Source organism: Streptococcus pseudopneumoniae (assembly GCF_038148935.1).
GTDB lineage: Bacteria > Bacillota > Bacilli > Lactobacillales > Streptococcaceae > Streptococcus > Streptococcus pseudopneumoniae_U.
In genome coordinates this window covers 15,828-38,526 of the sequence record NZ_JBBJZX010000011.1, presented here as the reverse complement: position 1 = coordinate 38,526, position 22,699 = coordinate 15,828, and the positions used below count along the sequence as shown (strand labels likewise).

16 protein-coding genes are annotated in these 22,699 nt (G+C 39.1%); 14 read left to right on the top strand and 2 right to left on the bottom strand.

What is annotated here, in order from left to right; genetic code table 11:
- The first annotated feature begins 617 nt into the window (after positions 1 to 617).
- From WKI42_RS02440 to WKI42_RS02390, 11 genes are all read left to right on the top strand, one after another.
- Positions 618 to 2,519 (top strand): ABC-F family ATP-binding cassette domain-containing protein, encoded by a 1,902-nt coding sequence (locus WKI42_RS02440; protein ID WP_173307036.1) that lies wholly within the window; start codon positions 618 to 620, stop codon positions 2,517 to 2,519.
- A 2-nt stretch (positions 2,520 to 2,521) separates the two neighbouring features.
- Positions 2,522 to 3,385: an Rgg family transcriptional regulator gene (locus WKI42_RS02435; RefSeq protein ID WP_173307037.1), complete on the top strand. Its 864-nt coding sequence runs from the start codon at positions 2,522 to 2,524 to the stop codon at positions 3,383 to 3,385.
- A gap of 79 nt (positions 3,386 to 3,464) precedes the next feature.
- A complete protein-coding gene (locus tag WKI42_RS02430) occupies positions 3,465 to 4,643 on the top strand; it encodes an MFS transporter (protein WP_173307038.1) in 1,179 nt (392 codons plus the stop codon).
- Between the two features lie 92 nt (positions 4,644 to 4,735).
- The gene (gene ligA, locus WKI42_RS02425) at positions 4,736 to 6,694 is read left to right on the top strand and encodes an NAD-dependent DNA ligase LigA (RefSeq protein WP_368081086.1); all 1,959 of its coding nucleotides are present in this window, start codon (positions 4,736 to 4,738) and stop codon (positions 6,692 to 6,694) included.
- A gap of 110 nt (positions 6,695 to 6,804) precedes the next feature.
- On the top strand, positions 6,805 to 9,084 hold the full coding sequence (gene pulA / locus WKI42_RS02420) for a type I pullulanase (protein WP_368081085.1): 2,280 nt from the start codon (positions 6,805 to 6,807) through the stop codon (positions 9,082 to 9,084).
- A gap of 380 nt (positions 9,085 to 9,464) precedes the next feature.
- Positions 9,465 to 11,393, top strand: a complete 1,929-nt coding sequence (gene glgB / locus WKI42_RS02415; RefSeq protein ID WP_368081084.1) for a 1,4-alpha-glucan branching protein GlgB — start codon at positions 9,465 to 9,467, stop codon at positions 11,391 to 11,393.
- Positions 11,383 to 12,525, top strand: coding sequence for a glucose-1-phosphate adenylyltransferase (locus WKI42_RS02410; RefSeq protein ID WP_368081083.1), 1,143 nt, complete (start codon positions 11,383 to 11,385; stop codon positions 12,523 to 12,525). The genes glgB and WKI42_RS02410 overlap by 11 nt, the downstream gene beginning before the upstream one ends.
- A complete protein-coding gene (gene glgD, locus WKI42_RS02405) occupies positions 12,515 to 13,654 on the top strand; it encodes a glucose-1-phosphate adenylyltransferase subunit GlgD (RefSeq protein WP_368081082.1) in 1,140 nt (379 codons plus the stop codon). The genes WKI42_RS02410 and glgD overlap by 11 nt, the downstream gene beginning before the upstream one ends.
- Positions 13,651 to 15,084, top strand: coding sequence for a glycogen synthase GlgA (gene glgA / locus WKI42_RS02400; protein ID WP_368081081.1), 1,434 nt, complete (start codon positions 13,651 to 13,653; stop codon positions 15,082 to 15,084). The genes glgD and glgA overlap by 4 nt, the downstream gene beginning before the upstream one ends.
- A gap of 58 nt (positions 15,085 to 15,142) precedes the next feature.
- Complete coding sequence (gene serB / locus WKI42_RS02395) at positions 15,143 to 15,787, top strand: phosphoserine phosphatase SerB (RefSeq protein ID WP_368081080.1); 645 nt, start codon at positions 15,143 to 15,145, stop codon at positions 15,785 to 15,787.
- 8 nt (positions 15,788 to 15,795) lie between these two features.
- The gene (locus WKI42_RS02390) at positions 15,796 to 16,911 is read left to right on the top strand and encodes a glycerate kinase (RefSeq protein ID WP_173274516.1); all 1,116 of its coding nucleotides are present in this window, start codon (positions 15,796 to 15,798) and stop codon (positions 16,909 to 16,911) included.
- Here the strand turns inward: WKI42_RS02390 and WKI42_RS02385 are convergent.
- Positions 16,908 to 17,354, bottom strand: coding sequence for a YueI family protein (locus tag WKI42_RS02385; RefSeq protein ID WP_173274517.1), 447 nt, complete (start codon positions 17,352 to 17,354; stop codon positions 16,908 to 16,910). The two genes, WKI42_RS02390 and WKI42_RS02385, sit on opposite strands and share 4 nt — an antisense overlap.
- A gap of 163 nt (positions 17,355 to 17,517) precedes the next feature.
- On the opposite strand from WKI42_RS02385, the gene eno reads away from it, so the two are divergent.
- Positions 17,518 to 18,822: a surface-displayed alpha-enolase gene (eno, locus tag WKI42_RS02380; RefSeq protein WP_000022821.1), complete on the top strand. Its 1,305-nt coding sequence runs from the start codon at positions 17,518 to 17,520 to the stop codon at positions 18,820 to 18,822.
- Between the two features lie 137 nt (positions 18,823 to 18,959).
- Here the strand turns inward: eno and WKI42_RS02375 are convergent, their stop codons facing one another.
- Positions 18,960 to 19,457, bottom strand: a complete 498-nt coding sequence (locus WKI42_RS02375; protein ID WP_345890268.1) for a tyrosine-type recombinase/integrase — start codon at positions 19,455 to 19,457, stop codon at positions 18,960 to 18,962.
- A gap of 201 nt (positions 19,458 to 19,658) precedes the next feature.
- On the opposite strand from WKI42_RS02375, the gene WKI42_RS02370 reads away from it, so the two are divergent.
- Complete coding sequence (locus tag WKI42_RS02370; protein ID WP_050242696.1) at positions 19,659 to 20,924, top strand: YkvI family membrane protein; 1,266 nt, start codon at positions 19,659 to 19,661, stop codon at positions 20,922 to 20,924.
- 794 nt (positions 20,925 to 21,718) lie between these two features.
- Positions 21,719 to 22,606, top strand: coding sequence for a diacylglycerol/lipid kinase family protein (locus WKI42_RS02365; protein ID WP_050253051.1), 888 nt, complete (start codon positions 21,719 to 21,721; stop codon positions 22,604 to 22,606).
- Positions 22,607 to 22,699 lie beyond the last annotated feature (93 nt).

Genomic DNA, 22,699 nt, shown 5'->3' with positions numbered 1-22,699 from the left:
TCATGAGAGTAATTGAATTCGGACTAAGGTTTGTGTGAAAAAGATAAATCTTCCTAGTGCCTAAAGACTCTGCGTCAGATTTCCTATTTTCACTGTAACCTTCTAACGTCCTCATATCTTGTATAAACTAGGAAAGATGTACGACTTATCCGCGAGGTATCATGAGCGCTGAAAGCGTAGTAACAACGAATCATGAGAAGTCAGCCGAGCCCATAGTAGTGAGGAAACTTCTGTAATGGAAGTGGAGCGAAGGGGGGAATAATCTAGTAATAAATAGAGTTAAAAAGTTGAATACTCCGAAAATATTGTATATATAGTAGTTGAATCTAAAATAGTACGAAACAATTTCTAAAACATTTATAGAAATTAATTTTACTTTCCCAATCGATTTGTTCTCATCTTATTTCAATTTGCTATACGTACGTATATAATGAAAAGAATTAAATAATAGACTTGTGCGATAACTATTTGAAGCAAGATTAGCTGGTTAGAAAATCCAACAAGATAGCGAAGGAATATAACACAAATTTTACATAATTTATTTTATGTTGCATATCCTTCGCTAAAATACTTACCATTATCTTGAATGCCTTAGGGAAACATGCTATACTACTTGTATGATTATTTTACAAGCTAATAAAATTGAACGTTCTTTTGCAGGAGAGGTTCTTTTTGATAATATTAACATACAAGTTGATGAACGTGATCGGATAGCCCTTGTTGGGAAAAATGGTGCAGGAAAGTCTACTCTTTTGAAGATTTTGGTTGGAGAAGAGGAGCCAACTAGTGGAGAAATCAATAAGAAAAAAGATATTTCTCTATCTTACCTAGCCCAAGATAGCCGTTTTGAGTCTGAAAATACCATCTACGATGAGATGCTTCATGTCTTTGATGACTTGCGTCGGACTGAGAAACAACTGCGTCAGATGGAGCTGGAGATGGGTGAAAAGTCTGGTGAGGATTTGAATAAACTGATGTCAGATTACGACCGCTTATCTGAAAATTTTCGTCAGGCAGGTGGCTTTACCTATGAAGCTGATATTCGAGCGATTTTGAATGGATTCAAGTTTGACGAGTCTATGTGGCAGATGAAAATTGCTGAGCTTTCTGGTGGGCAAAATACTCGCTTAGCTCTAGCCAAAATGCTCCTTGAAAAGCCCAATCTCTTGGTCTTGGACGAGCCAACCAACCACTTGGATATTGAAACTATTGCCTGGCTAGAGAATTACTTGGTAAATTATAGCGGCGCGCTCATTATTGTCAGCCACGACCGTTATTTCTTGGACAAGGTTGCGACAATTACGCTAGATTTGACCAAGCATTCCTTGGATCGCTATGTGGGTAATTACTCTCGTTTTGTCGAATTAAAGGAGCAGAAGCTAGCTACTGAAGCAAAAAACTATGAAAAGCAACAAAAGGAAATCGCTGCTCTGGAAGACTTTGTCAATCGCAATCTAGTCCGAGCTTCAACGACCAAACGTGCTCAATCGCGTCGCAAACAACTGGAAAAAATGGAGCGTTTGGACAAGCCAGAAGCTGGCAAGAAATCAGCCAATATGACTTTCCAGTCGGAAAAAACGTCTGGTAATGTTGTTCTGACTGTCGAAAATGCAGCTATTGGCTATGACGGGGAAATATTGTCAGAGCCTATCAATCTAGACCTTCGTAAGATGAACGCTGTTGCTATTGTTGGACCAAACGGCATTGGAAAGTCAACCTTTATCAAGTCAATTGTGGACCAGATTCCTTTTATCAAGGGAGAGAAGCGATTTGGCGCTAATGTGGAGGTGGGTTACTATGACCAAACTCAAAGTAAGCTGACAGCAAGTAATACGGTCCTTGATGAACTCTGGAATGATTTTAAACTGACACCTGAAGTTGAAATCCGCAATCGTCTAGGTGCTTTCCTTTTCTCAGGAGATGATGTTAAAAAATCAGTAGGCATGCTGTCAGGTGGCGAAAAAGCTCGCTTACTTTTAGCTAAACTGTCTATGGAGAACAACAACTTCTTGATTCTGGATGAGCCAACTAACCACTTGGATATTGATAGCAAGGAAGTGCTAGAAAATGCCTTGATTGACTTTGATGGAACTCTTCTATTTGTCAGCCACGACCGTTACTTTATCAATCGTGTAGCAACTCATGTACTTGAATTGTCTGAGAATGGCTCGACTCTCTACTTGGGAGATTACGACTACTATGTTGAGAAGAAAGCAGAAATAGAAATGAGCCAGACTGAGGAAGCTTCAACCAGCAATCAAGCAACAGAAGCAAGTCCAGTCAATGACTATCAAGCTCAGAAAGAAAGTCAAAAAGAAGTTCGTAAGCTCATGCGACAAATAGAAAGTCTAGAAGCTGAAATTGAAGAGTTAGAAAGTCAAAGTCAAGCCATTTCTGAACAAATGTTGGAAACAAACGATGCCGACAAACTCATGGAATTGCAGGCAGAGCTGGATGAAATCAGCCATCGTCAGGAAGAAGCTATGCTTGAGTGGGAAGAATTATCAGAGCAGGTGTAAAGATGGAACATCTTGGAAAAGTATTTCGTGAATTTCGAACAAGTGGAAATTATTCTTTAAAGGAGGCGGCAGGGGAGTCTTGCTCTACCTCTCAGTTATCTCGCTTTGAGCTTGGGGAGTCTGACCTAGCAGTCTCACGGTTCTTTGAGATTTTGGATAATATTCATGTCACAATCGAAAATTTCATGGATAAGGCAAGAAATTTTCACAATCATGAACATGTTGCCCTGATGGGACAAATTATTCCGCTTTACTACTCAAATGATATTGCAGGTTTTCAAAAGCTTCAAAGAGAACAACTTGAAAAGGCTAAGAGTTCGACCAATCCTCTTTATTTTGAGCTGAACTGGATTTTGCTACAGGGTCTGATTTGTCAAAGAGATTCGAGTTATGATATGAAGCAAGATGATTTGGATAAGGTGGCAGATTATCTCTTCAAAACAGAAGAATGGACCATGTATGAGTTGATTCTTTTCGGTAACCTTTATAGTTTCTACGATGTGGACTATGTAACTCGGATTGGTAGAGAAGTCATGGAGAGGGAGGAATTTTACCAAGAGATTGGTCGCCATAAGAGATTGGTGTTGATTTTGGCCCTCAATTGTTACCAGCATTGTTTAGAGTATTTTTCTTTTGACAATGCTAGCTATTTTGAGGCTTATACAGAGAAGATTATTGGTAAAAACATTAGTCTGTATGAACGGAATATTTTACATTACTTAAAAGGTTTTGCTTTGTACCAAAAAGGAAAGTGTAAAGAAGGTTGTAGCCAGATGCAAGAGGCCATGCATATTTTTGACGTGCTAGGTCTCCCAGAGCAAGTAGCCTACTATCAAGAACATTACGAAAAATTTGTCAAAGATTAATTTTCCCAAATAAGGGAAAAAATAAAAAGCTCCTTTCGGTTTTGATACAATAGTTTCAAAATTTGAGAGGAGTTTTTATATGAATCGCTATGCCGTACAGTTGATTAGTCGTGGAGCTGTTAACAAGATAGGGAATATGCTCTATGATTATGGAAATAGTGTCTGGTTGGCTTCCATAGGGACTATCGGACAGACAGTTTTAGGAATGTATCAGATTTCTGAACTCTTCACATCTATTCTCGTAAATCCTTTTGGTGGAGTCATTTCAGACCGATTTTCTCGTCGTAAGATTTTAATGGTGACAGACCTTGTTTGTGGGATTCTTTGTCTGGCTATTTCTTTCATAAGGAATGACAGCTGGATGATTGGAGCTTTGATTGGGGCTAATATTGTGCAGGCGATTGCTTTTGCCTTTTCTAGACCGGCAAATAAAGCTATTATAACTGAGGTTGTTGAGAAAGATGAGATTGTGATCTATAACTCTCGCTTAGAGCTGGTTTTGCAGGTTGTAGGTGTTAGCTCTCCTGTTCTTTCCTTCCTTGTTTTACAGTTTACAAGTCTCCATATGACGCTACTGCTAGACTCGCTGACTTTTTTCATTGCTTTTGTTCTAGTGGCTTTTCTTCCAAAAGAGGAAGCAAAAGTTCAAGAGAAAAAGGCTTTTACTGGGAGAGATATTTTTGTAGATATCAAGGATGGGTTACACTATATCTGGCATCAGCAAGAAATTTTCTTCCTTTTGCTGGTAGCTTCCAGCGTTAATTTCTTTTTTGCCGCTTTTGAATTTCTCCTCCCCTTTTCGAATCAGCTTTACGGGTCAGAAGGAGCCTATGCAAGTATTTTAACTATGGGGGCTATTGGTTCCATCATTGGGGCTCTTCTAGCTAGTAAAATTAAAGCTAATGTTTATAATCTTTTGATTTTACTAGCTTTGACAGGTGTCGGAGTTTTTATGATGGGATTACCACTGCCAACTTTTCTTTCCTTTTCTGGAAATTTAGTTTGTGAATTGTTTATGACGATTTTTAATATTCACTTTTTTACTCAAGTACAAACCAAGGTTGAGAGCGAATTTCTTGGGAGAGTACTGAGTACAATTTTTACCTTAGCTATTCTATTTATGCCTATTGCAAAAGGATTTATGACAGTCTTGCCAAGTGTACATCTCTCTTCTTTCTTGATTATTGGACTTGGAGTTGTAGCCTTATCTTTCTTAGCTCTCGGATATGTTCGGACTCATTTTGAAAAAGAGACATAAGTCTGTTTGAGTTTTAAAAATAATTCCAATCTAAGTATTTTTTCCGCCCTTCTCGTTTGTGAGGAGGGCTTGTTTTATGGTAAAATGGTCTTATGAATAAAAGAATGAATGAGTTAGTCGCCTTGCTCAATCGCTATGCGACTGAGTACTATACTAGCGATAATCCCTCGGTTTCAGACAGTGAGTATGACCGCCTTTACCGTGAGTTGGTTGAGTTGGAGGCTGCCTATCCAGATCAAGTATTAGCAGACAGTCCGACCCATCGTGTTGGTGGCAAGGTTTTAGATGGTTTTGAAAAATACAGTCATCAGTATCCTCTTTATAGTTTGCAGGATGCTTTTTCACGTGAGGAGCTTGAAGCTTTTGATGCGCGTGTTCGTAAGGAAGTGGCTCATCCAACCTATATTTGTGAGCTGAAAATCGATGGCTTATCTATCTCGCTGACGTATGAAAAGGGGATTTTAGTTGCAGGTGCAACACGTGGAGACGGTTCTGTTGGGGAGAACATCACAGAAAATCTTAAGCGTGTTAAAGACATTCCTTTAACTTTGCCAGAAGAACTAGATATCACAGTTCGTGGGGAATGTTATATGCCACGCGCTTCTTTTGACCAGGTTAATCAAGCTCGCCAAGAAAATGGAGAGCCTGAATTTGCCAATCCCCGTAATGCGGCGGCAGGCACACTACGTCAGCTGGATACAGCAGTAGTTGCCAAGCGTAATCTTGCGACTTTCCTCTATCAAGAAGCCAGCCCTTCAACTCGTGACAGCCAAGAAAAGGTTTTGAAGCACCTAGAACAACTTGGTTTTGTAGTCAATTCTAAACGAATTCTGGCTGAAAGCATGGATGAGATTTGGAATTTTATTCAAGAAGTAGGAGAGGAACGGGACAATCTGCCTTATGATATCGATGGAGTGGTAATTAAGGTCAACGACCTAGCAGACCAAGAAGAACTTGGTTTTACTGTTAAGGCTCCAAAGTGGGCAGTGGCTTACAAGTTCCCAGCTGAAGAAAAAGAAGCTCAACTCTTATCAGTTGATTGGACAGTTGGCCGTACGGGTGTTGTAACCCCAACTGCAAATCTAACCCCTGTTCAACTAGCTGGAACAACTGTTAGCCGTGCGACCCTGCACAATGTGGATTATATTGCTGAAAAAGATATCCGCAAAGACGACACGGTTATCGTCTATAAGGCTGGTGACATCATCCCTGCTGTTTTACGAGTGGTAGAGTCCAAACGGGTTTCTGAAGAGAAACTGGATATCCCTACAAACTGTCCAAGTTGTAATTCTGATTTGTTGCACTTTGAAGATGAAGTGGCTCTCCGTTGTATCAATCCGCGTTGCCCTGCCCAAATCATGGAAGGTTTGATCCACTTTGCTTCTCGAGATGCCATGAATATTACAGGCCTTGGTCCATCTATTGTTGAGAAGCTCTTTGCTGCCAATCTAGTCAAGGATGTAGCGGATATTTACCGTTTGCAAGAGGAAGATTTTCTCCTTTTAGAGGGGGTCAAGGAAAAGTCCGCTGCTAAATTGTATCAAGCCATTCAAGCATCTAAGGAAAACTCTGCTGAAAAACTCTTGTTTGGACTAGGGATTCGCCATGTCGGCAGTAAGGCCAGTCAGCTTTTACTTCAACATTTTCTCTCAATCGAAAATCTGGCTCAGGCAGATCCAGAGGAAGTGGCTAGTATTGAAAGCCTGGGTGGTGTGATTGCCAAGAGTCTTCAGACTTACTTTGCTACAGAAGGCTCTGAAATTCTTCTCAGAGAATTAAAAGAAGCTGGGGTCAATCTGGACTATAAAGGTCAGACAGTAGTAGCGGATGCAGCCTTGTCAGGTTTGACCGTGGTATTGACTGGAAAATTGGAACGTCTCAAGCGCTCAGAAGCCAAAAGTAAACTCGAAAGTCTGGGTGCCAAGGTAACAGGCAGTGTGTCTAAAAAGACCGACCTCGTCGTGGCAGGAGCAGATGCTGGAAGTAAACTTCAAAAGGCACAAGAACTTGGTATTGAGGTTAGAGACGAGGCATGGCTAGAAAGTTTGTAATGATCTTTTAAAAATAGAGTTTAGATAGAATGACAATATTTGTTAATCGGGACAAAATCGGTCAAGAATTTATTAGTGAAACAGAAATAAAATAAAAAGGAAAAATAAAAATGTATACCTACCCTATGCGCATTCATTACCATCGCAAGAATGGTGAATATGACACTTGCTCTTTTGTAAAAAGCCAGGATCAACGAATTGATTTACTAACTTACCAAGAAGATTATTTTGGTGCCTTATTTAGCTTTGAACACCCAAGTGTTCATCCCTTAGAAAGCTTGAATTTTGTGGTTCATACCGGCCAAATCAGTAAAGAATATGCTATCCGTTTTAATCACTATCCCCTCTTAACAGAGGTCTGGATTTTGGAAGGCGATGATCGGATTTATTACTCTGAAAATCCTGCTATTGCCAGTCCTTTCTATAAAAATCAAAATCCTTTTGCCTTTGATAAGGCCATTAACAGCGCTAGTTTTGACCATCATTGGGGTTACCAAGGGGAATTGGGTTGCCATGTAGAGGACAATCAGGCTCATTTTTCCCTCTGGTCACCAACAGCGACAGAAGTGCAGGTGGTTGTTTATGAATCAGCTGCTAATGATGCGCCTGTTTGGAAGACTTTTGATATGGAGAGAGGTAATCGCTACTCTTATAACCATAAGGACAATACTATTGGGGTCTGGAGTTTGGATGTTGAGGAAGATTTGACTGGTAAGGCTTATCAGTATCAAGTCCAATTCCCTCATCACGAAACACTGACACGTGATCCTTATACAATAGCGACCAGCCCTGATGGCAAACGTTCTGCTATTCTGAGCCATGCAGAAAAACAAGTCGAAAATTTCGAGGTCAAGCATGGTTCTGATGCTGCTTGGCGTTTGGAAAATCCATGTAAGGCAGTTATTTGTGAAATGCATATTCGTGATTTGACCCAATCACCGACCTCAGGTGTGGATGAACATCTTCGAGGAACGTTCTTGGGTGCTGCTCAGACTGGAACGGTTAACCAGTACGGTCAGTCAACTGCTTTTGATCATATCAAGAAGTTGGGCTACAATTATGTTCAGTTGCAACCAATTGCAGACCGTCACAAAGAATACGATGAGGACGGGAATGTGACCTACAACTGGGGTTATGACCCACAAAACTATAACGCGCCAGAAACTAGTTTTTCAACTAATCCAGATGATCCAGCTCAGGTCATTCGCGATTTGAAGACCATGGTTCAAGCTTACCACGATGCGGGTATTGGTGTCATTATGGATGTGGTCTATAACCATACCTTTTCAGTTGTTGATGCACCTTTCCAAACAACTGTCCCTGATTACTATTATCGTATGAATCCAGACGGTACCTTCCAGAATGGAACGGGTGTTGGAAATGAAACAGCCAGTGAACACGAAATGTTTCGCAAGTATATGATTGATTCTCTTCTATACTGGGTGCAGGAATACAATATTGACGGATTCCGTTTTGACTTGATGGGGATTCATGATGTCAAGACCATGCAGATGATTCGTCAGAGTTTGGATGAAATTGACCCTAACATTATCCTCTATGGAGAAGGTTGGGATATGGGAACAGGTCTTGCCCCTTATGATAAGGCTAAGAAAGACAACGCCTACGAAATGCCAAATATTGGTTTCTTTAATGACAATCAGCGTGATGCTGTCAAAGGTGGAGAAGTTTACGGTGCTATCAAATCAGGTTTTGTCAGTGGTGCTGCGACAGAGCCAATTCTAGCTAAAGCAATCCTAGGAAGTCGTGAATTAGGAACCTATACACATCCAAATCAGGTGCTTAACTATGTGGAAGCCCATGACAATTACAATCTTCACGATTTATTGGCAACCCTTCATCCAGACCAAAGTTCAGAACAAATCATGCGCAAGGTTGAGACAGCCACAGCCATGAATCTGCTCATGCAAGGAATGGCCTTTATGGAAATCGGTCAAGAATTTGGTCGTACCAAACTGGTTGCGACTGGTGAGAATGGTGAGTTGACCCATGATGATAGAGAGCGTGCGATGAATAGCTATAATGCTCCTGACAGTGTGAACCAAGTCAACTGGGATTTGATCAATGAGCGTCAAGATAGTATTGAGTTTATCCGTCAAGTCATCCGATTGAAGACAAAAACTGGTGCCTTTTCTTACTCTAGCTATGATGAAATTTACCATCATGTCTTTGTGCATTCTGCGATTGAACATAGCGGCTGCCTTATCTATGAAGTTCACGGCAAAGAACATCTCTTGGTGGTTGTGAATGCTAAATCAGAACCCTATCCATTTGAAAATGCAGGAAATTTAGCTATGTTGGTAACCAATAGTCGTTCAAAAGAAGACAATGTGTTAGACGATATTAGTCTAGCTGTCTTGAGTGTTTTATAAAGACCATCTATCTCGCTATTCTAACACATCATTGGAAATGAACGAATAGAAAGAACTTAGCTGATAACTCACTTGTATAGAAAATTTGATAAATATTTTCATCAAACGTGTAAAATCAGGAAATTGTTTTCCTGGTTTTATTTTTTGCTATAAAAAATAATATTGGTAGCAAAAATACGAACTTTTTGGTATTATAGTAGAGAAAAGAAAGGCGTTTTCACATTTTTTTGAAAAAATATTGCTTTACAATTGAACGAGAAAGTGAACTTTTTGTAGATTTTCAAAATAATTTTAAATAAGTATAGTAATTTACTTGAATCTTCTCTAAAAAGGTAGTATAATAAAAACATAGAAAACGCTTACAGAAAAGAGGGGGTATTATGGATAAAAGAGAAGCTTTGCGCACCTTTATGACAGGAGAGAATTTTCACCTTCAGCATTATCTAGGAGCACATAAAGAGCAAGTGAATGGAGAGTATGGCTATACTTTCCGTGTTTGGGCACCTAATGCTCAGGCTGTCCACTTGGTGGGGGATTTTACCAACTGGATTGAGGGTCAGATTCCAATGGTAAGAAATGACTTTGGGGTCTGGGAAGTCTTTACCAATATGGCTCAAGAAGGGCATATTTACAAATATCATGTCACACGTCAAAATGGTCATCAACTGATGAAGATTGACCCTTTTGCTGTCAGATATGAGGCGCGTCCAGGAACAGGGGCAATCGTAACAGAGCTTCCTGAGAAGAAATGGAGGGATGGACTTTGGCTGGCACGAAGAAAACGTTGGGGCTTTGCTGAACGTCCTGTCAATATCTATGAAGTTCACGCTGGCTCATGGAAAAGAAATCCTGATGGTAGTCCTTATAGTTTTGCCCAGCTCAAGGATGAACTCATTCCTTATCTCGTTGAAATGAACTATACTCATATTGAGTTTATGCCCTTGATGTCCCATCCACTAGGTTTGAGTTGGGGGTATCAGCTTATGGGTTACTTCGCTTTAGAGCATGCTTATGGCCGACCAGAGGAGTTTCAAGATTTTGTCGAGGAGTGTCATATCCATAATATTGGGGTTATTGTAGACTGGGTACCTGGTCACTTTACCATCAATGATGATGCCTTAGCCTATTATGATGGGACACCGACTTTTGAGTACCAAGACCATAATAAGGCTCATAACTATGGTTGGGGCGCTCTCAATTTTGACCTTGGAAAAAATGAAGTCCAGTCCTTCTTGATTTCTTGTATTAAGCATTGGATCGATGTCTATCATTTGGATGGTATTCGTGTGGATGCTGTTAGCAACATGCTTTATTTGGACTATGATGATGCTCCATGGACACCTAACAAAGATGGGGGAAATCTCAACTATGAAGGTTATTATTTCCTTCAACGCTTGAATGACATTATTAAGTTAGAATATCCAGATGTGATGATGATTGCAGAAGAAAGTTCGTCTGCAACCAAGATTACGGGAATGAAAGAGCTTGGTGGCCTAGGATTTGACTACAAATGGAACATGGGCTGGATGAATGATATCCTCCGTTTCTACGAAGAAGATCCTATTTACCGTAAATATGACTTTAATTTGGTGACTTTCAGCTTTATGTATGTTTTCAATGAAAACTATCTCTTGCCATTCTCGCACGATGAAGTGGTTCATGGTAAGAAGAGTATGATGCATAAGATGTGGGGAGATCGTTACAATCAATTCGCAGGCTTGCGCAATCTCTATACGTACCAAATTTGTCACCCTGGTAAGAAATTGCTCTTCATGGGTAGCGAATACGGTCAATTCCTAGAATGGAAATCCGAAGAACAGTTGGAATGGTCTAACCTAGAAGACCCAATGAATGCTAAGATGAAGTATTTCACTTCTCAGCTAAACCAGTTTTACAAAGACAACCGCTGTCTGTGGGAAATCGATACCAGCTATGATGGTATTGAAATTATCGACGCAGATAATCGAGACCAGAGTGTTCTTTCCTTCATCCGTAAGGGTAAGAAGGGCGACATGCTAGTCTGCGTCTTTAATATGGCACCTGTTGAACGAAGAGATTTTACAATCGGTCTGCCTGTTGCAGGGATTTATGAAGAAATCTGGAATACTGAGTTGGAAGAGTGGGGAGGCGTTTGGAAAGAACATAATCAAACTGTTCAAACGCAAGAAGGACTATGGAAAGATTATGAGCAGACCTTGACCTTTACCCTACCGGCTATGGGAGCTAGTGTTTGGAAAATCAAACGCCGATTGAAATCTGCAAAAACCGTCACAAGTAAAAACCAAAAAGGAGTAGAAAATGAAGAATGAAATGTTAGCTTTGATTCTTGCTGGTGGGCAAGGAACTCGTCTCGGTAAACTCACTCAAAGCATCGCAAAACCAGCTGTGCAATTTGGTGGGCGCTACCGTATCATTGACTTTGCCCTATCAAACTGTGCCAACTCAGGGATTCATAATGTTGGGGTCATTACACAGTACCAACCACTTGCTCTTAACAATCATATTGGAAACGGTTCAAGTTGGGGACTAGACGGTATCAATTCTGGTGTTTCTATTCTTCAACCTTATTCTGCAAGTGAAGGAAATCGTTGGTTCGAAGGGACTAGCCACGCTATTTACCAAAATATCGACTATATCGACAGTGTCAATCCTGAGTATGTCTTGATTTTGTCTGGGGACCACATCTACAAAATGGACTATGATGATATGCTCCAGTCTCACAAGGATAATAATGCTAGTTTGACAGTAGCAGTTCTTGATGTTCCTCTGAAAGAAGCTAGCCGTTTTGGTATTATGAACACAGATGCCAATAACCGCATTGTTGAATTTGAAGAAAAACCAGCTCAACCTAAATCTACAAAGGCTTCTATGGGTATTTACATCTTTGATTGGCAACGTCTGCGCAATATGCTTGTTGCTGCTGAAAAGAGCAATGTAGATATGTCAGATTTTGGTAAGAATGTCATTCCAAATTACCTTGAGTCAGGTGAAAGTGTCTATGCCTATGAATTTAAAGGTTACTGGAAAGATGTTGGTACGATTGAGTCGCTTTGGGAAGCGAACATGGAGTACATTTCTCCAGAGAATGCCTTGGACAGCCGTAACCGTCAATGGAAGATTTACTCAAGAAACTTAATTTCACCACCAAACTTCCTTGGGGCAAATGCTGATGTGGAAGACTCATTAGTTGTAGACGGATGTTTCGTTGATGGAACTGTTAAACATTCTATCCTTTCAACAGGCGCGCAAGTTCGCGAAGGAGCGGAAGTTGTTGATTCAGTTATCATGAGTGGAGCTATCATTGGTCAAGGAGCTAAGATTAAACGTGCCATTATTGGTGAAGGTGCGATTATTTCTGACGGTGTCGAAATTGATGGAACAGATGAAGTACAAGTTGTAGGATATAATGAAGTAGTGGGGGTAGCAACAGATGAAGATTGATAAATATTCTGCCATTTTAGGAAATACAGTTGGTTTTCATGATATGTCGACATTGACGGACCACCGTCCAGTAGCAAGTTTGCCATTTGGTGGGAAATATCGTTTGATTGACTTCCCGCTTTCTAGTCTTGCTAATGCAGGTGTTCGTAGTGTCTTTGGTATTTTCCAGCAGGATAATATCAGCTCAGTCTTTGACCATATTCGTTCAGGACGCGAGTGGGGCTTATCAACCCTTCTTAGCCATTACTATCTAGGAATTTACAATACCCGTGTAGAAAGTAGCACAGTTGGAAAAGAATACTACCAGCAGCTGCTCACCTATTTAAAACGTTCTGGCTCAAACCAAACAGTTTCACTCAACTGTGATGTTTTGATTAATATTGATTTGAACCAAGTTTTCCACCTTCATAACACAACGAAGGGGCCTATTACAGTTGTTTATAAGAAACTTCCTAAGAAAGATATTTCAGAAGTGAACGCAATCTTGGAAGTAGATGAAACAGACCATGTTCGTTCTCATAAACTCTTTGATAGCAAGTCAACATCTGAAACGTTCAATATGTCTACAGATATCTTTGTCGTTGATACACCTTGGTTGATTGAACGATTGGAAGAAGAAGCTAAAAAAGAACATCCAGAGAAGTTGCGCTATGTTTTACGTGATTTAGCTACTAAAGAAGGGGCTTTCGCCTACGAGTACACAGGTTATCTGGCAAATATTCACTCTGTAGAGTCTTATTACCAAGCTAATAAAGATATGCTTGAATCGCAAAAATTCTACTCTCTTTTCTCACCAAACCAAAAGATTTATACAAAGGTCAAAAACGAAGAACCAACTTACTATGCTAACACATCTAAAGTAAGCACTTCTCAGTTTGCGTCTGGTAGTATCATTGAAGGTCAAGTGGCTAATTCTGTTCTATCACGTAATACTCATGTTCACAAGGATAGCTTGGTTAAAGATAGCCTACTCTTCCCTCGCGTTGTGATTGGAGAAGGTGCTCAGGTCGAATATGCTATCTTGGACAAGGGTGTTGAAGTTGAGCCTGGTGTTGTGATTCGAGGAACGGCAGAACATCCAGTTGTCGTTAAGAAAGGTAGCAAAGTAACAGAGGATATTCATTCATGAAAATTTTATTTGTAGCAGCAGAGGGTGCACCCTTTTCAAAAACAGGTGGTTTGGGAGACGTCATTGGCGCTCTTCCTAAATCACTGGTAAAAGCGGGACATGAAGTTGCAGTGATTTTACCCTACTATGACATGGTAGAGGCTAAATTTGGAAATCAGATTGAAGATGTTCTTCATTTTGAGGTGAGCGTCGGTTGGCGCAGACAGTACTGTGGGATTAAGAAAACCGTCTTAAACGGTGTAACCTTCTACTTTATTGACAGCCAATATTATTTCTTCCGTGGTCATGTTTACGGTGATTTTGATGACGGAGAGCGCTTTGCCTTTTTCCAACTTGCTGCCATTGAGGCTATGGAAAGAATTGACTTTATCCCTGATCTTCTCCATGCTCATGACTACCATACAGCTATGATTCCTTTCTTGTTAAAGGAAAAATACCGTTGGATTCAAGCCTATCAAGGAATAAAAACTGTTTTAACCATTCATAATTTGGAATTCCAAGGACAATTTTCAGAAGGAATGTTATGGGATTTGTTTGGAGTTGGCTTTGAGCGTTATGCTGATGGTACCCTTCGCTGGAACAACTGTCTGAACTGGATGAAGGCTGGTATTCTTTATGCTGACCGTGTTTCAACCGTTTCACCTAGTTATGCTCATGAAATTATGACCAGTCAGTTCGGATGTAACTTGGATCAGATTCTTCGAATGGAGTCTGGTAAAGTATCTGGTATCGTGAATGGGATTGATACGGATATTTATAATCCGGAGACTGATGCTCATTTAGACTATCATTTCAATCAGGAAGATTTGTCTGGAAAAGCCAAAAATAAGGCAAAATTGCAAGAAAGAGTTGGCTTGCCAGTTAGAGCTGACGTTCCACTGGTGGGAATTGTTTCTCGTTTGACACGTCAAAAAGGTTTTGATGTGGTGGTCGAAAGTCTGCACCATATCTTGCAAAATGATGTTCAGATTGTTCTTTTGGGAACTGGCGATCCAGCCTTTGAGCACTCTTTCTCATGGTTTGCTCAAGTTTATCCTGACAAGCTATCAGCAAATATCACTTTTGATGTCAAACTAGCTCAAGAAATCTACGCCGCTTGTGATCTCTTCCTCATGCCAAGTCGTTTTGAACCGTGTGGCTTGTCTCAAATGATGGCGATGCGCTACGGAACCTTGCCATTGGTTCATGAAGTTGGTGGCTTGCGAGATACCGTTCGTGCTTTCAATCCAATCGAAGGAAGCGGTACTGGCTTTAGCTTCGACAATCTATCTCCTTACTGGTTAAATTGGACTTTCCAAACAGCATTGGACTTGTATAGAAACCATCCTGATGTTTGGAGAAACCTACAAAAACAAGCTATGGCGTGTGATTTCTCATGGGATACAGCCTGCAGGTCATATCTTGACTTGTACCATAGTTTAGTTAATTAATAGATAAAATCGTATGATGACTTCATACGATTTTTAGGCTGTTTAGAGAGGAGAACTGATGTCTCAAGTAAAAGGCTTGTGTGTCATGGATGTTGACGGCACCTTAATCCTAGAAGAAGTGATTGATTTGTTGGGTAGAGAGGCAGGTTGTGAGGAGGAAATTTCGCAGATTACAAGTCAGGCAATGCGAGGAGAGTTGGACTTTGAAAGCAGTTTACGAGACAGAGTGTCCTTCTTGGAAGGTCTTCCTGTTTCGGTTTTTGATAAAGTCTTCAACACTATTCATCTATCGCCAAATGCCCAGGAATTCATCTCCATTCTCCAAAAGAATGGTATCCTAGTTGGTCTGGTGTCCGGTGGCTTTACACCAATAGTTGAAAGATTGGCAAAATCTCTTGGAATTGCCTATTTCTCTGCCAACCAACTTGAAGTCAAAGGTGGCTTTCTAACAGGGAAATTAGTTGGACAAATTATTAGTCCCGAGGTTAAAAAAGAGACTATGGGACAATGGAGAGAGGAACTAAAACTTTCTAAAGAAAGAACGATTGCAATCGGTGATGGGGCCAATGATTTATTGATGTTGAAGTCAGCGGGACTAGGAATCGCCTTTTGTGCAAAAGAAGTACTCAAAAAAGAAATACCAAATCATGTTGACAAGAGGGATTTTTTAGAAGTTCTACCTTTGATTGACTGTTTAGAATGAGGGAAAATATGAAGATTGTAATTGCACCAGATTCGTTTAAGGAAAGCTTGTCTGCTCAACAGGTGGCTGAAGCTATTAAAAGAGGCTTCCAACAATCGATAGCAGATATAGAATGTCTTCTCTGCCCTGTTGGTGATGGTGGAGAAGGTACTGTAGATGCTATCCGACATTCTCTTGACCTAGAAGAAAAATGGTTCCAAGTGACAGGCCCTTTTGGCCAAAAAGAAGCTATGAGCTATTTTCAAAAAGGGGAATTAGCCCTATTTGAAGTAGCTGACTTGGTTGGCCTTGAAAAGATTCCGCTAGAGCAACGAAATCCACTGCGAATCCAAACTTGTGGTATTGGAGAGTTGATTCGTCATCTCATTGCTCAAGGGATTAAAGATATCTATATCGGAGTGGGTGGCACGGCCAGTAATGATGGAGGTATTGGGATTGCTGCTGGTTTAGGTTATCAATTTTATGATAGGGATGGAAATGTCTTGCCCGCTTGTGGTCAATCCTTACTAAACTTAGCTTCTGTCTCAACAGAAAATCGCTATGAAATTCCTGAAGATGTGCAAATTCGTATTTTAGCAGATGTCGTGAGTCCCTTATGTGGTCATCAAGGTGCGACCTACATTTTTGGCAAACAAAAAGGCCTAGATCCTACTATGTTTGCAGTCGTAGATCATGCAATCCAAGATTTTTATAAAAAATTCTCACCTGCAACATTGCAAATTAAAGGAGCAGGAGCTGGTGGAGGCATTGCTGCTGGTTTGTGTGCCTTTGCTCAGGCAAATATCGTGTCTGGAATTGATACCTGCTTGAACTTAATCAACTTTGATAAGAAAGTTTCAGATGCTGACTTGGTTGTTGTAGGAGAAGGAAGGCTAGATCGTCAAAGCTTAGCAGGTAAAGCGCCTATTGGTGTAGCAAAAAGAACCCCTGTTGGAGTTCCTGCTATTGCTATTTGCGGTAGTCTTGCTGAGGATTTACCTCCCTTACCATTTGAAAATATTCAAGTGGCCTTTTCAATTTTGGAGAAATGTGAACCTTTAGAAGATAGTTTGAAAAATGCCAGTCTCTATCTGGAGCGCACTGCAGCCAATATCGGGCACTTATTAAATATGCACAAGATTTAGCCAAACCATTTCTTCCAGAAGGATGTTTTGGTTGGTTCTTCCTTTTTAACTTCCCAAAGCTTTGCAAAAGCAAGTCGAAGATCCTTTTCTTCTACTTGAACTGGTGCATTGCTATGGATAACCAGGCCAAAAGGAGAAGAAGTGTGCTCTTCAGATACTATGGTGGCTTGATTATCAGTTTCTTTTGCTTCTTTTAAGTAGAAAACTTGTTTGTCAAATTCGATAGTTGGTGAAATCTTTACAAATAGTGGCTCTGCTTTTTCCTGAAGGTTTTCTAAAATAGATAAAAATCCTTTTTCTAACTGAGGGCTATTTGCTGTGTCAATATCTGCATATCCAAGAACTCTTTCCTCAAAGGTACCAAGATAGCGTCTTTGCTCATCCGGATTTAATTTTGGCCCACCATGAGCTTTTTCAAGTAATTGTTTTGATAAATCTGTCATGAAAACAGTATATCATAAAAGTTAGAATAAAACAGACAAAAGAAAGCGATTACTTTATAAAGTTAAGGAAAATTTGCACAAAGATAACGTTTTTTCTTGAAAAAGGAGGTGTTTTAAGGTATTATAGAGGTGTAAAAAATTTAACTCATAAGGAGAGTAAAAAATGTCAATTATTACTGATGTTTACGCTCGCGAAGTCCTAGACTCACGCGGTAACCCAACACTTGAAGTAGAAGTTTACACTGAATCAGGTGCTTTCGGACGTGGTATGGTTCCATCAGGAGCTTCTACTGGTGAACACGAAGCAGTTGAACTTCGCGACGGTGACAAATCTCGTTACGGTGGTCTTGGTACACAAAAAGCTGTTGACAACGTAAACAACATCATTGCTGAAGCTATCATCGGCTACGATGTACGTGATCAACAAGCTATCGACCGTGCTATGATCGCACTTGACGGTACTCCTAACAAAGGTAAATTGGGTGCAAACGCAATCCTTGGTGTGTCTATCGCTGTAGCTCGTGCTGCTGCTGACTACCTTGAAATCCCACTTTACAGCTACCTTGGTGGATTCAACACTAAAGTTCTTCCAACTCCAATGATGAACATCATCAACGGTGGTTCTCACTCTGACGCTCCAATCGCTTTCCAAGAATTCATGATCGTACCTGCTGGTGCGCCATCATTCAAAGAAGCTCTTCGTTGGGGTGCTGAAATCTTCCATGCTCTTAAGAAAATCCTTAAATCTCGTGGTTTGGAAACAGCCGTAGGTGACGAAGGTGGATTCGCTCCTCGTTTCGAAGGAACTGAAGATGGTGTTGAAACTATCCTTGCTGCGATCGAAGCTGCTGGATATGTTCCTGGTAAAGACGTATTTATCGGATTTGACTGTGCTTCATCAGAATTTTACGATAAAGAACGTAAAGTTTACGACTACACTAAATTCGAAGGTGAAGGAGCAGCTGTACGTACTGCTGCAGAACAAATCGACTACCTTGAAGAATTGGTAAACAAATACCCAATCATCACTATCGAAGATGGTATGGATGAAAATGACTGGGACGGTTGGAAAGCTCTTACTGAACGTCTTGGTGGTAAAGTTCAATTGGTTGGTGACGACTTCTTCGTAACAAACACTTCTTACCTTGAAAAAGGTATTGCAGAAGGTGCTGCTAACTCAATCCTTATCAAAGTTAACCAAATTGGTACTCTTACTGAAACATTCGACGCTATCGAAATGGCGAAAGAAGCTGGTTACACTGCCGTTGTATCACACCGTTCAGGTGAAACTGAAGATTCAACAATCGCTGACATCGCAGTTGCAACTAACGCAGGACAAATCAAGACTGGTTCACTTTCACGTACAGACCGTATCGCTAAATACAACCAATTGCTTCGTATCGAAGACCAACTTGGTGAAGTAGCTGAATACCGTGGATTGAAATCATTCTACAACCTTAAAAAATAAAATAGTTCAGTGAACTATTTTATCCCGAACCTTGAAATTCAAAAGTTCGGCCGTTGATTTAACAACGTTTCTAGCCCCTCGGATTTTATCCGAAGGGCTATTTTTGTATTTAGGGGGCAAAAAATGGGCAAAACTTTTTAAAAAATCTTTTTCATAACTTTATCCAGTACATTGATTGCTTCATCTTTCATGTTCTTCGTGACGTGAGTATAGATGGAATTAGTAACATCAGAATCAGAATGTCCAACCCTATCCATGATTGTTTTTAGCGGAATTTTATTTTCTGCTAAAATGCTGATAGTAGTATGTCTGAAGATGTGAGGTGATAGATGTTTAGGAATTGGTTTCTTTAGGCGTTCATTTGCTCGCTGGAGAGACTTGCTTAGGATGGAGCTATGAACGGGCTTTCCCGTATTTGTAACAAAGATGCGGTCACTTTTATGCCAATTCTTATCGGTTGTTTCGCTTAGACGATTTAATTCAATCATTTTATCAAGTATTTCAATCTCTCTTTTTGTGAGGTGTGTTATCCTGAAGCTTGCAAAAGTCTTAGTACCGTCATCATCTGGAATGTATCGGTTGAATGTTGTATGGATGTCTAATGTATTGCTATCTTTGTGATATTTATCTAACATAAGACTAGCCAATATCTCCAAACAATTGAGAACTATAAAAGTTTGATTAGTAGCTGACTAGTCCTTGTGTTATCTTGCTATATCGTGCAGAAATATTTCTATGTACAGGGTTCTAATACCTATATTTTTGACAATAATATAAGAAAATAGTATACTAAATAGACAGTCATTGATTGTAGTGATAACGGTTAGGAGAAAATAGTGTTAAAACGTATTTTAAATATAGCATTAGCTTATGTCGGTGTTGTTATTGGTGCTGGATTATCTTCAGGCCAAGATTTAATGCAATACTTTGTTAGTTTTGGTAAATGGGGTATCATTGGAACGATTGTTCTTGGAATCATAAGTATTATTTTTGGTAAAATTATCATTACCTTAGGAAGCTATTTCCGTTCAAATGATCATTTTGAAGTTCTTTCCCAAATTGCCGGGCCTATTACTAATAAGATTCTTGATTTTGCTTTAATTGTTTCCTGCTTTGTAATTGGTTTTGTTATGATTGCTGGGGCTGGTTCAAACCTTAACCAACAATTTGGTTTGCCATTTTGGTTGGGAGGATTGATTTGTGCTATCTTGGTCATTATTGTCAGTTTTCTTAATTTTGAAAAGATTACCAGCGTTCTTGGGATATTTACTCCTTTGGTCTTTGTCATGATTATCATTATGGCAGTACATACTTTCGTAGGGAAAAGTTTTGATTTTGAAGAATTAGAAGCAATCACAGCTACACTTTCTTCTCCGATGCCCAATGTCTGGGTTTCTTTACTAAATTATTTCGCACTAACTGTTATGACTGGTGTATCCATGGCATTTGTCTTAGGAGGTTCTGTCATGAGAATTGGTGTTGCGGAAAAAAGTGGTCTCTTAGGTGGACTTGTAGTTAGTTTGATTATTACCGTAGCAACTGGTATTTTATACGCCAATATAAAACTTGTTTCAACTGTTGATATTCCTATGTTAACAATTGCGGAGCAAATTCATCCTCTATTTTCTTTACTGTATGCTCTAATTATTTTTGGACTTATTTTTAATACAGCTTTCAGTTTATTTTATGCCTTGGCAAAACGTTTCTCTTCAAACAAACCGAAGCGCTTTTACCCTATTCTAATTGCTACGGTCGCTATAGGATATGGTTTATCTTTTATGGGATTTAAAGAATTAGTCTCCATTATGTATCCTCTTTTAGGTTATGTCGGTTGTCTAATGCTGGTCATTTTAGCAGTGGCATGGATAAAAGAAAGAGGAAACATCAAAGGGGAAAAATCTTTAAGACGAAAGATGATTCGATTGATAACCAAAAAATATGACGATGAACAAGAATATACTATTAGAGATAAAGCGACATTTCACCAACTAGGTGAAGATTCTATTATAGATACTAAGAGTATCAAAAGTGATATAAAGGATTTGGTAAAAGAACAGTTTGTTGATGATGATGCAAAACATGATGGAAGCGTCTTATCTTAAATGATAATAAAGTTGGAGAAAAATCTTTAAAATCAGAAAAGTGCATGTTATCAGGTGTCAAAAACACTTGATAATATGCCTTTTATTATAGAGATATTCATCCTCTTCGAAAATTTCTTCAAAGCATGTCAGTCTAATCTACAAATTCAAAACAGTGTCTTGAGCTGACCCGTTAGTTTGATATGTAACCTCAAAGTCCTGCTTTAAGCAAGCTGTAGCTAGCTTTCTAGTTTGCTATTTGATTTTGATTGAGTATTATTTCATATTCTCTTAAAAATTAAGTTTTTTCATCCTTATCTGTGCCTGCCTCTGAAGTATTTTCATCTTCACAAATAGACAATAAACATTAACTCATCTATTTGCTAGTAGCTAGTCAGACAAAGACTGACTTATATATGGGGAAAATCTTCTTTCAAGTGAGTTTTATCTTTATCCAGAACTAGAAAATAGCAATAATATCTACGAACTATATTCCATCGTGTGGAGGAGAGAGACTAGTTTGGATGATTAAGAACAACATACTAGTAAAAAATAGATCATTTTTTAATATGAGATAAAAACTGATATTAAAAGCAATTTATTTCTATTTTTTAACATTTCATTGTATAATAGCAATATACGCAAATATCATGTGTCATCAGGTTAATACTCTTAGAAAATCTTTTTAAACCACGTCAGGCTAATATACAGACTCAAAACAGTGTCGTGAGTAGCCTACGGCTAGTTCCCTAGTTTACGCTTTGATTTTCATCGAGAATAACCTTTCTATTTCAATTTTAAGGAGAAAATACAGAGTGAAAAAAATAATGCTAATTATCAATCCAACTTCTGGAGGAGAAAAAGCTTTAGATTACAAAGAGAAGCTGGAGAATAAAGCAAGAGAGTATTTTGATGATGTGGAAACTAAAATTACTCAAAAAGCCAAAGATGCTACAAATTTCGCAGAAGAAGCTGCTAGAGAAAGATATGAATCAATTCTAGTTTTTGGTGGAGATGGTACAGTCAATGAAGTTATTTCAGGGATTGCTGAAAGGGACTATATTCCTAAACTGGGAATTATACCAGGTGGTACGGGTAACCTTATTACAAAACTTTTAGAAATCAATCAAGATATTGACGGAGCTATTGAAGAACTAGATTTCAATTTAACTGATAAGATTGATATCGGAAAAGCAAATGGTCACTATTTTGGATATATCTTTAGTATCGGGTCTCTCCCTGAAGCCATTCATAATGTTGAAATTGAAGATAAAACGAAATTTGGTATCTTGGCTTATGCAGTTAATACCATGAAGTCTGTCATGACAGATCAAGTCTTTAACATTAAAGTTGAAACCGAAAATGGAAATTACCTTGGGGAAGCAAGTCATGTTTTAGTACTTCTAACAAATTATTTTGCAGATAAAAAAATCTTTGAAGAAAACAAGGATGGATATGCAAATATTCTAATTTTGAAAGATGCTTCTATATTCTCTAAATTATCTTTGATTCCGGATTTGTTAAAAGGAGATCTTGTAGAGAATGAAAATATTGAATATATAAAGGCACGTACTATTAAAATTTCTTCTGATATCGAATTAGAGTCGGATGTTGATGGCGATAAATCAGATAATCTACCAGTCGACATCAAGGTACTAGGACAACACATTGAAGTGTATTCCGTACCTAAGAAACAATCATAAAACTCAAAGCCTTGTTACCGAGGCTTTTTTCATTATGTGATTTTCAGTAGGCAGATTTATTCTATCTATAATACAAGTAAAATTAAGTATTTA

Coding starts and splice junctions, on each gene's coding strand:
- WKI42_RS02440 (WP_173307036.1), top strand. CDS start 618: ATGATTATTTTACAAGCTAATAAAATTGAACGTTCTTTTGCAGGAGAG.
- WKI42_RS02385 (WP_173274517.1), bottom strand. CDS start 17,354: ATGACAGATTTATCAAAACAATTACTTGAAAAAGCTCATGGTGGGCCA.
- eno (WP_000022821.1), top strand. CDS start 17,518: ATGTCAATTATTACTGATGTTTACGCTCGCGAAGTCCTAGACTCACGC.
- WKI42_RS02375 (WP_345890268.1), bottom strand. CDS start 19,457: ATGTTAGATAAATATCACAAAGATAGCAATACATTAGACATCCATACA.
- WKI42_RS02430 (WP_173307038.1), top strand. CDS start 3,465: ATGAATCGCTATGCCGTACAGTTGATTAGTCGTGGAGCTGTTAACAAG.
- glgA (WP_368081081.1), top strand. CDS start 13,651: ATGAAAATTTTATTTGTAGCAGCAGAGGGTGCACCCTTTTCAAAAACA.
- WKI42_RS02410 (WP_368081083.1), top strand. CDS start 11,383: ATGAAGAATGAAATGTTAGCTTTGATTCTTGCTGGTGGGCAAGGAACT.
- glgD (WP_368081082.1), top strand. CDS start 12,515: ATGAAGATTGATAAATATTCTGCCATTTTAGGAAATACAGTTGGTTTT.
- serB (WP_368081080.1), top strand. CDS start 15,143: ATGTCTCAAGTAAAAGGCTTGTGTGTCATGGATGTTGACGGCACCTTA.
- WKI42_RS02390 (WP_173274516.1), top strand. CDS start 15,796: ATGAAGATTGTAATTGCACCAGATTCGTTTAAGGAAAGCTTGTCTGCT.
- WKI42_RS02435 (WP_173307037.1), top strand. CDS start 2,522: ATGGAACATCTTGGAAAAGTATTTCGTGAATTTCGAACAAGTGGAAAT.
- glgB (WP_368081084.1), top strand. CDS start 9,465: ATGGATAAAAGAGAAGCTTTGCGCACCTTTATGACAGGAGAGAATTTT.
- pulA (WP_368081085.1), top strand. CDS start 6,805: ATGTATACCTACCCTATGCGCATTCATTACCATCGCAAGAATGGTGAA.
- ligA (WP_368081086.1), top strand. CDS start 4,736: ATGAATAAAAGAATGAATGAGTTAGTCGCCTTGCTCAATCGCTATGCG.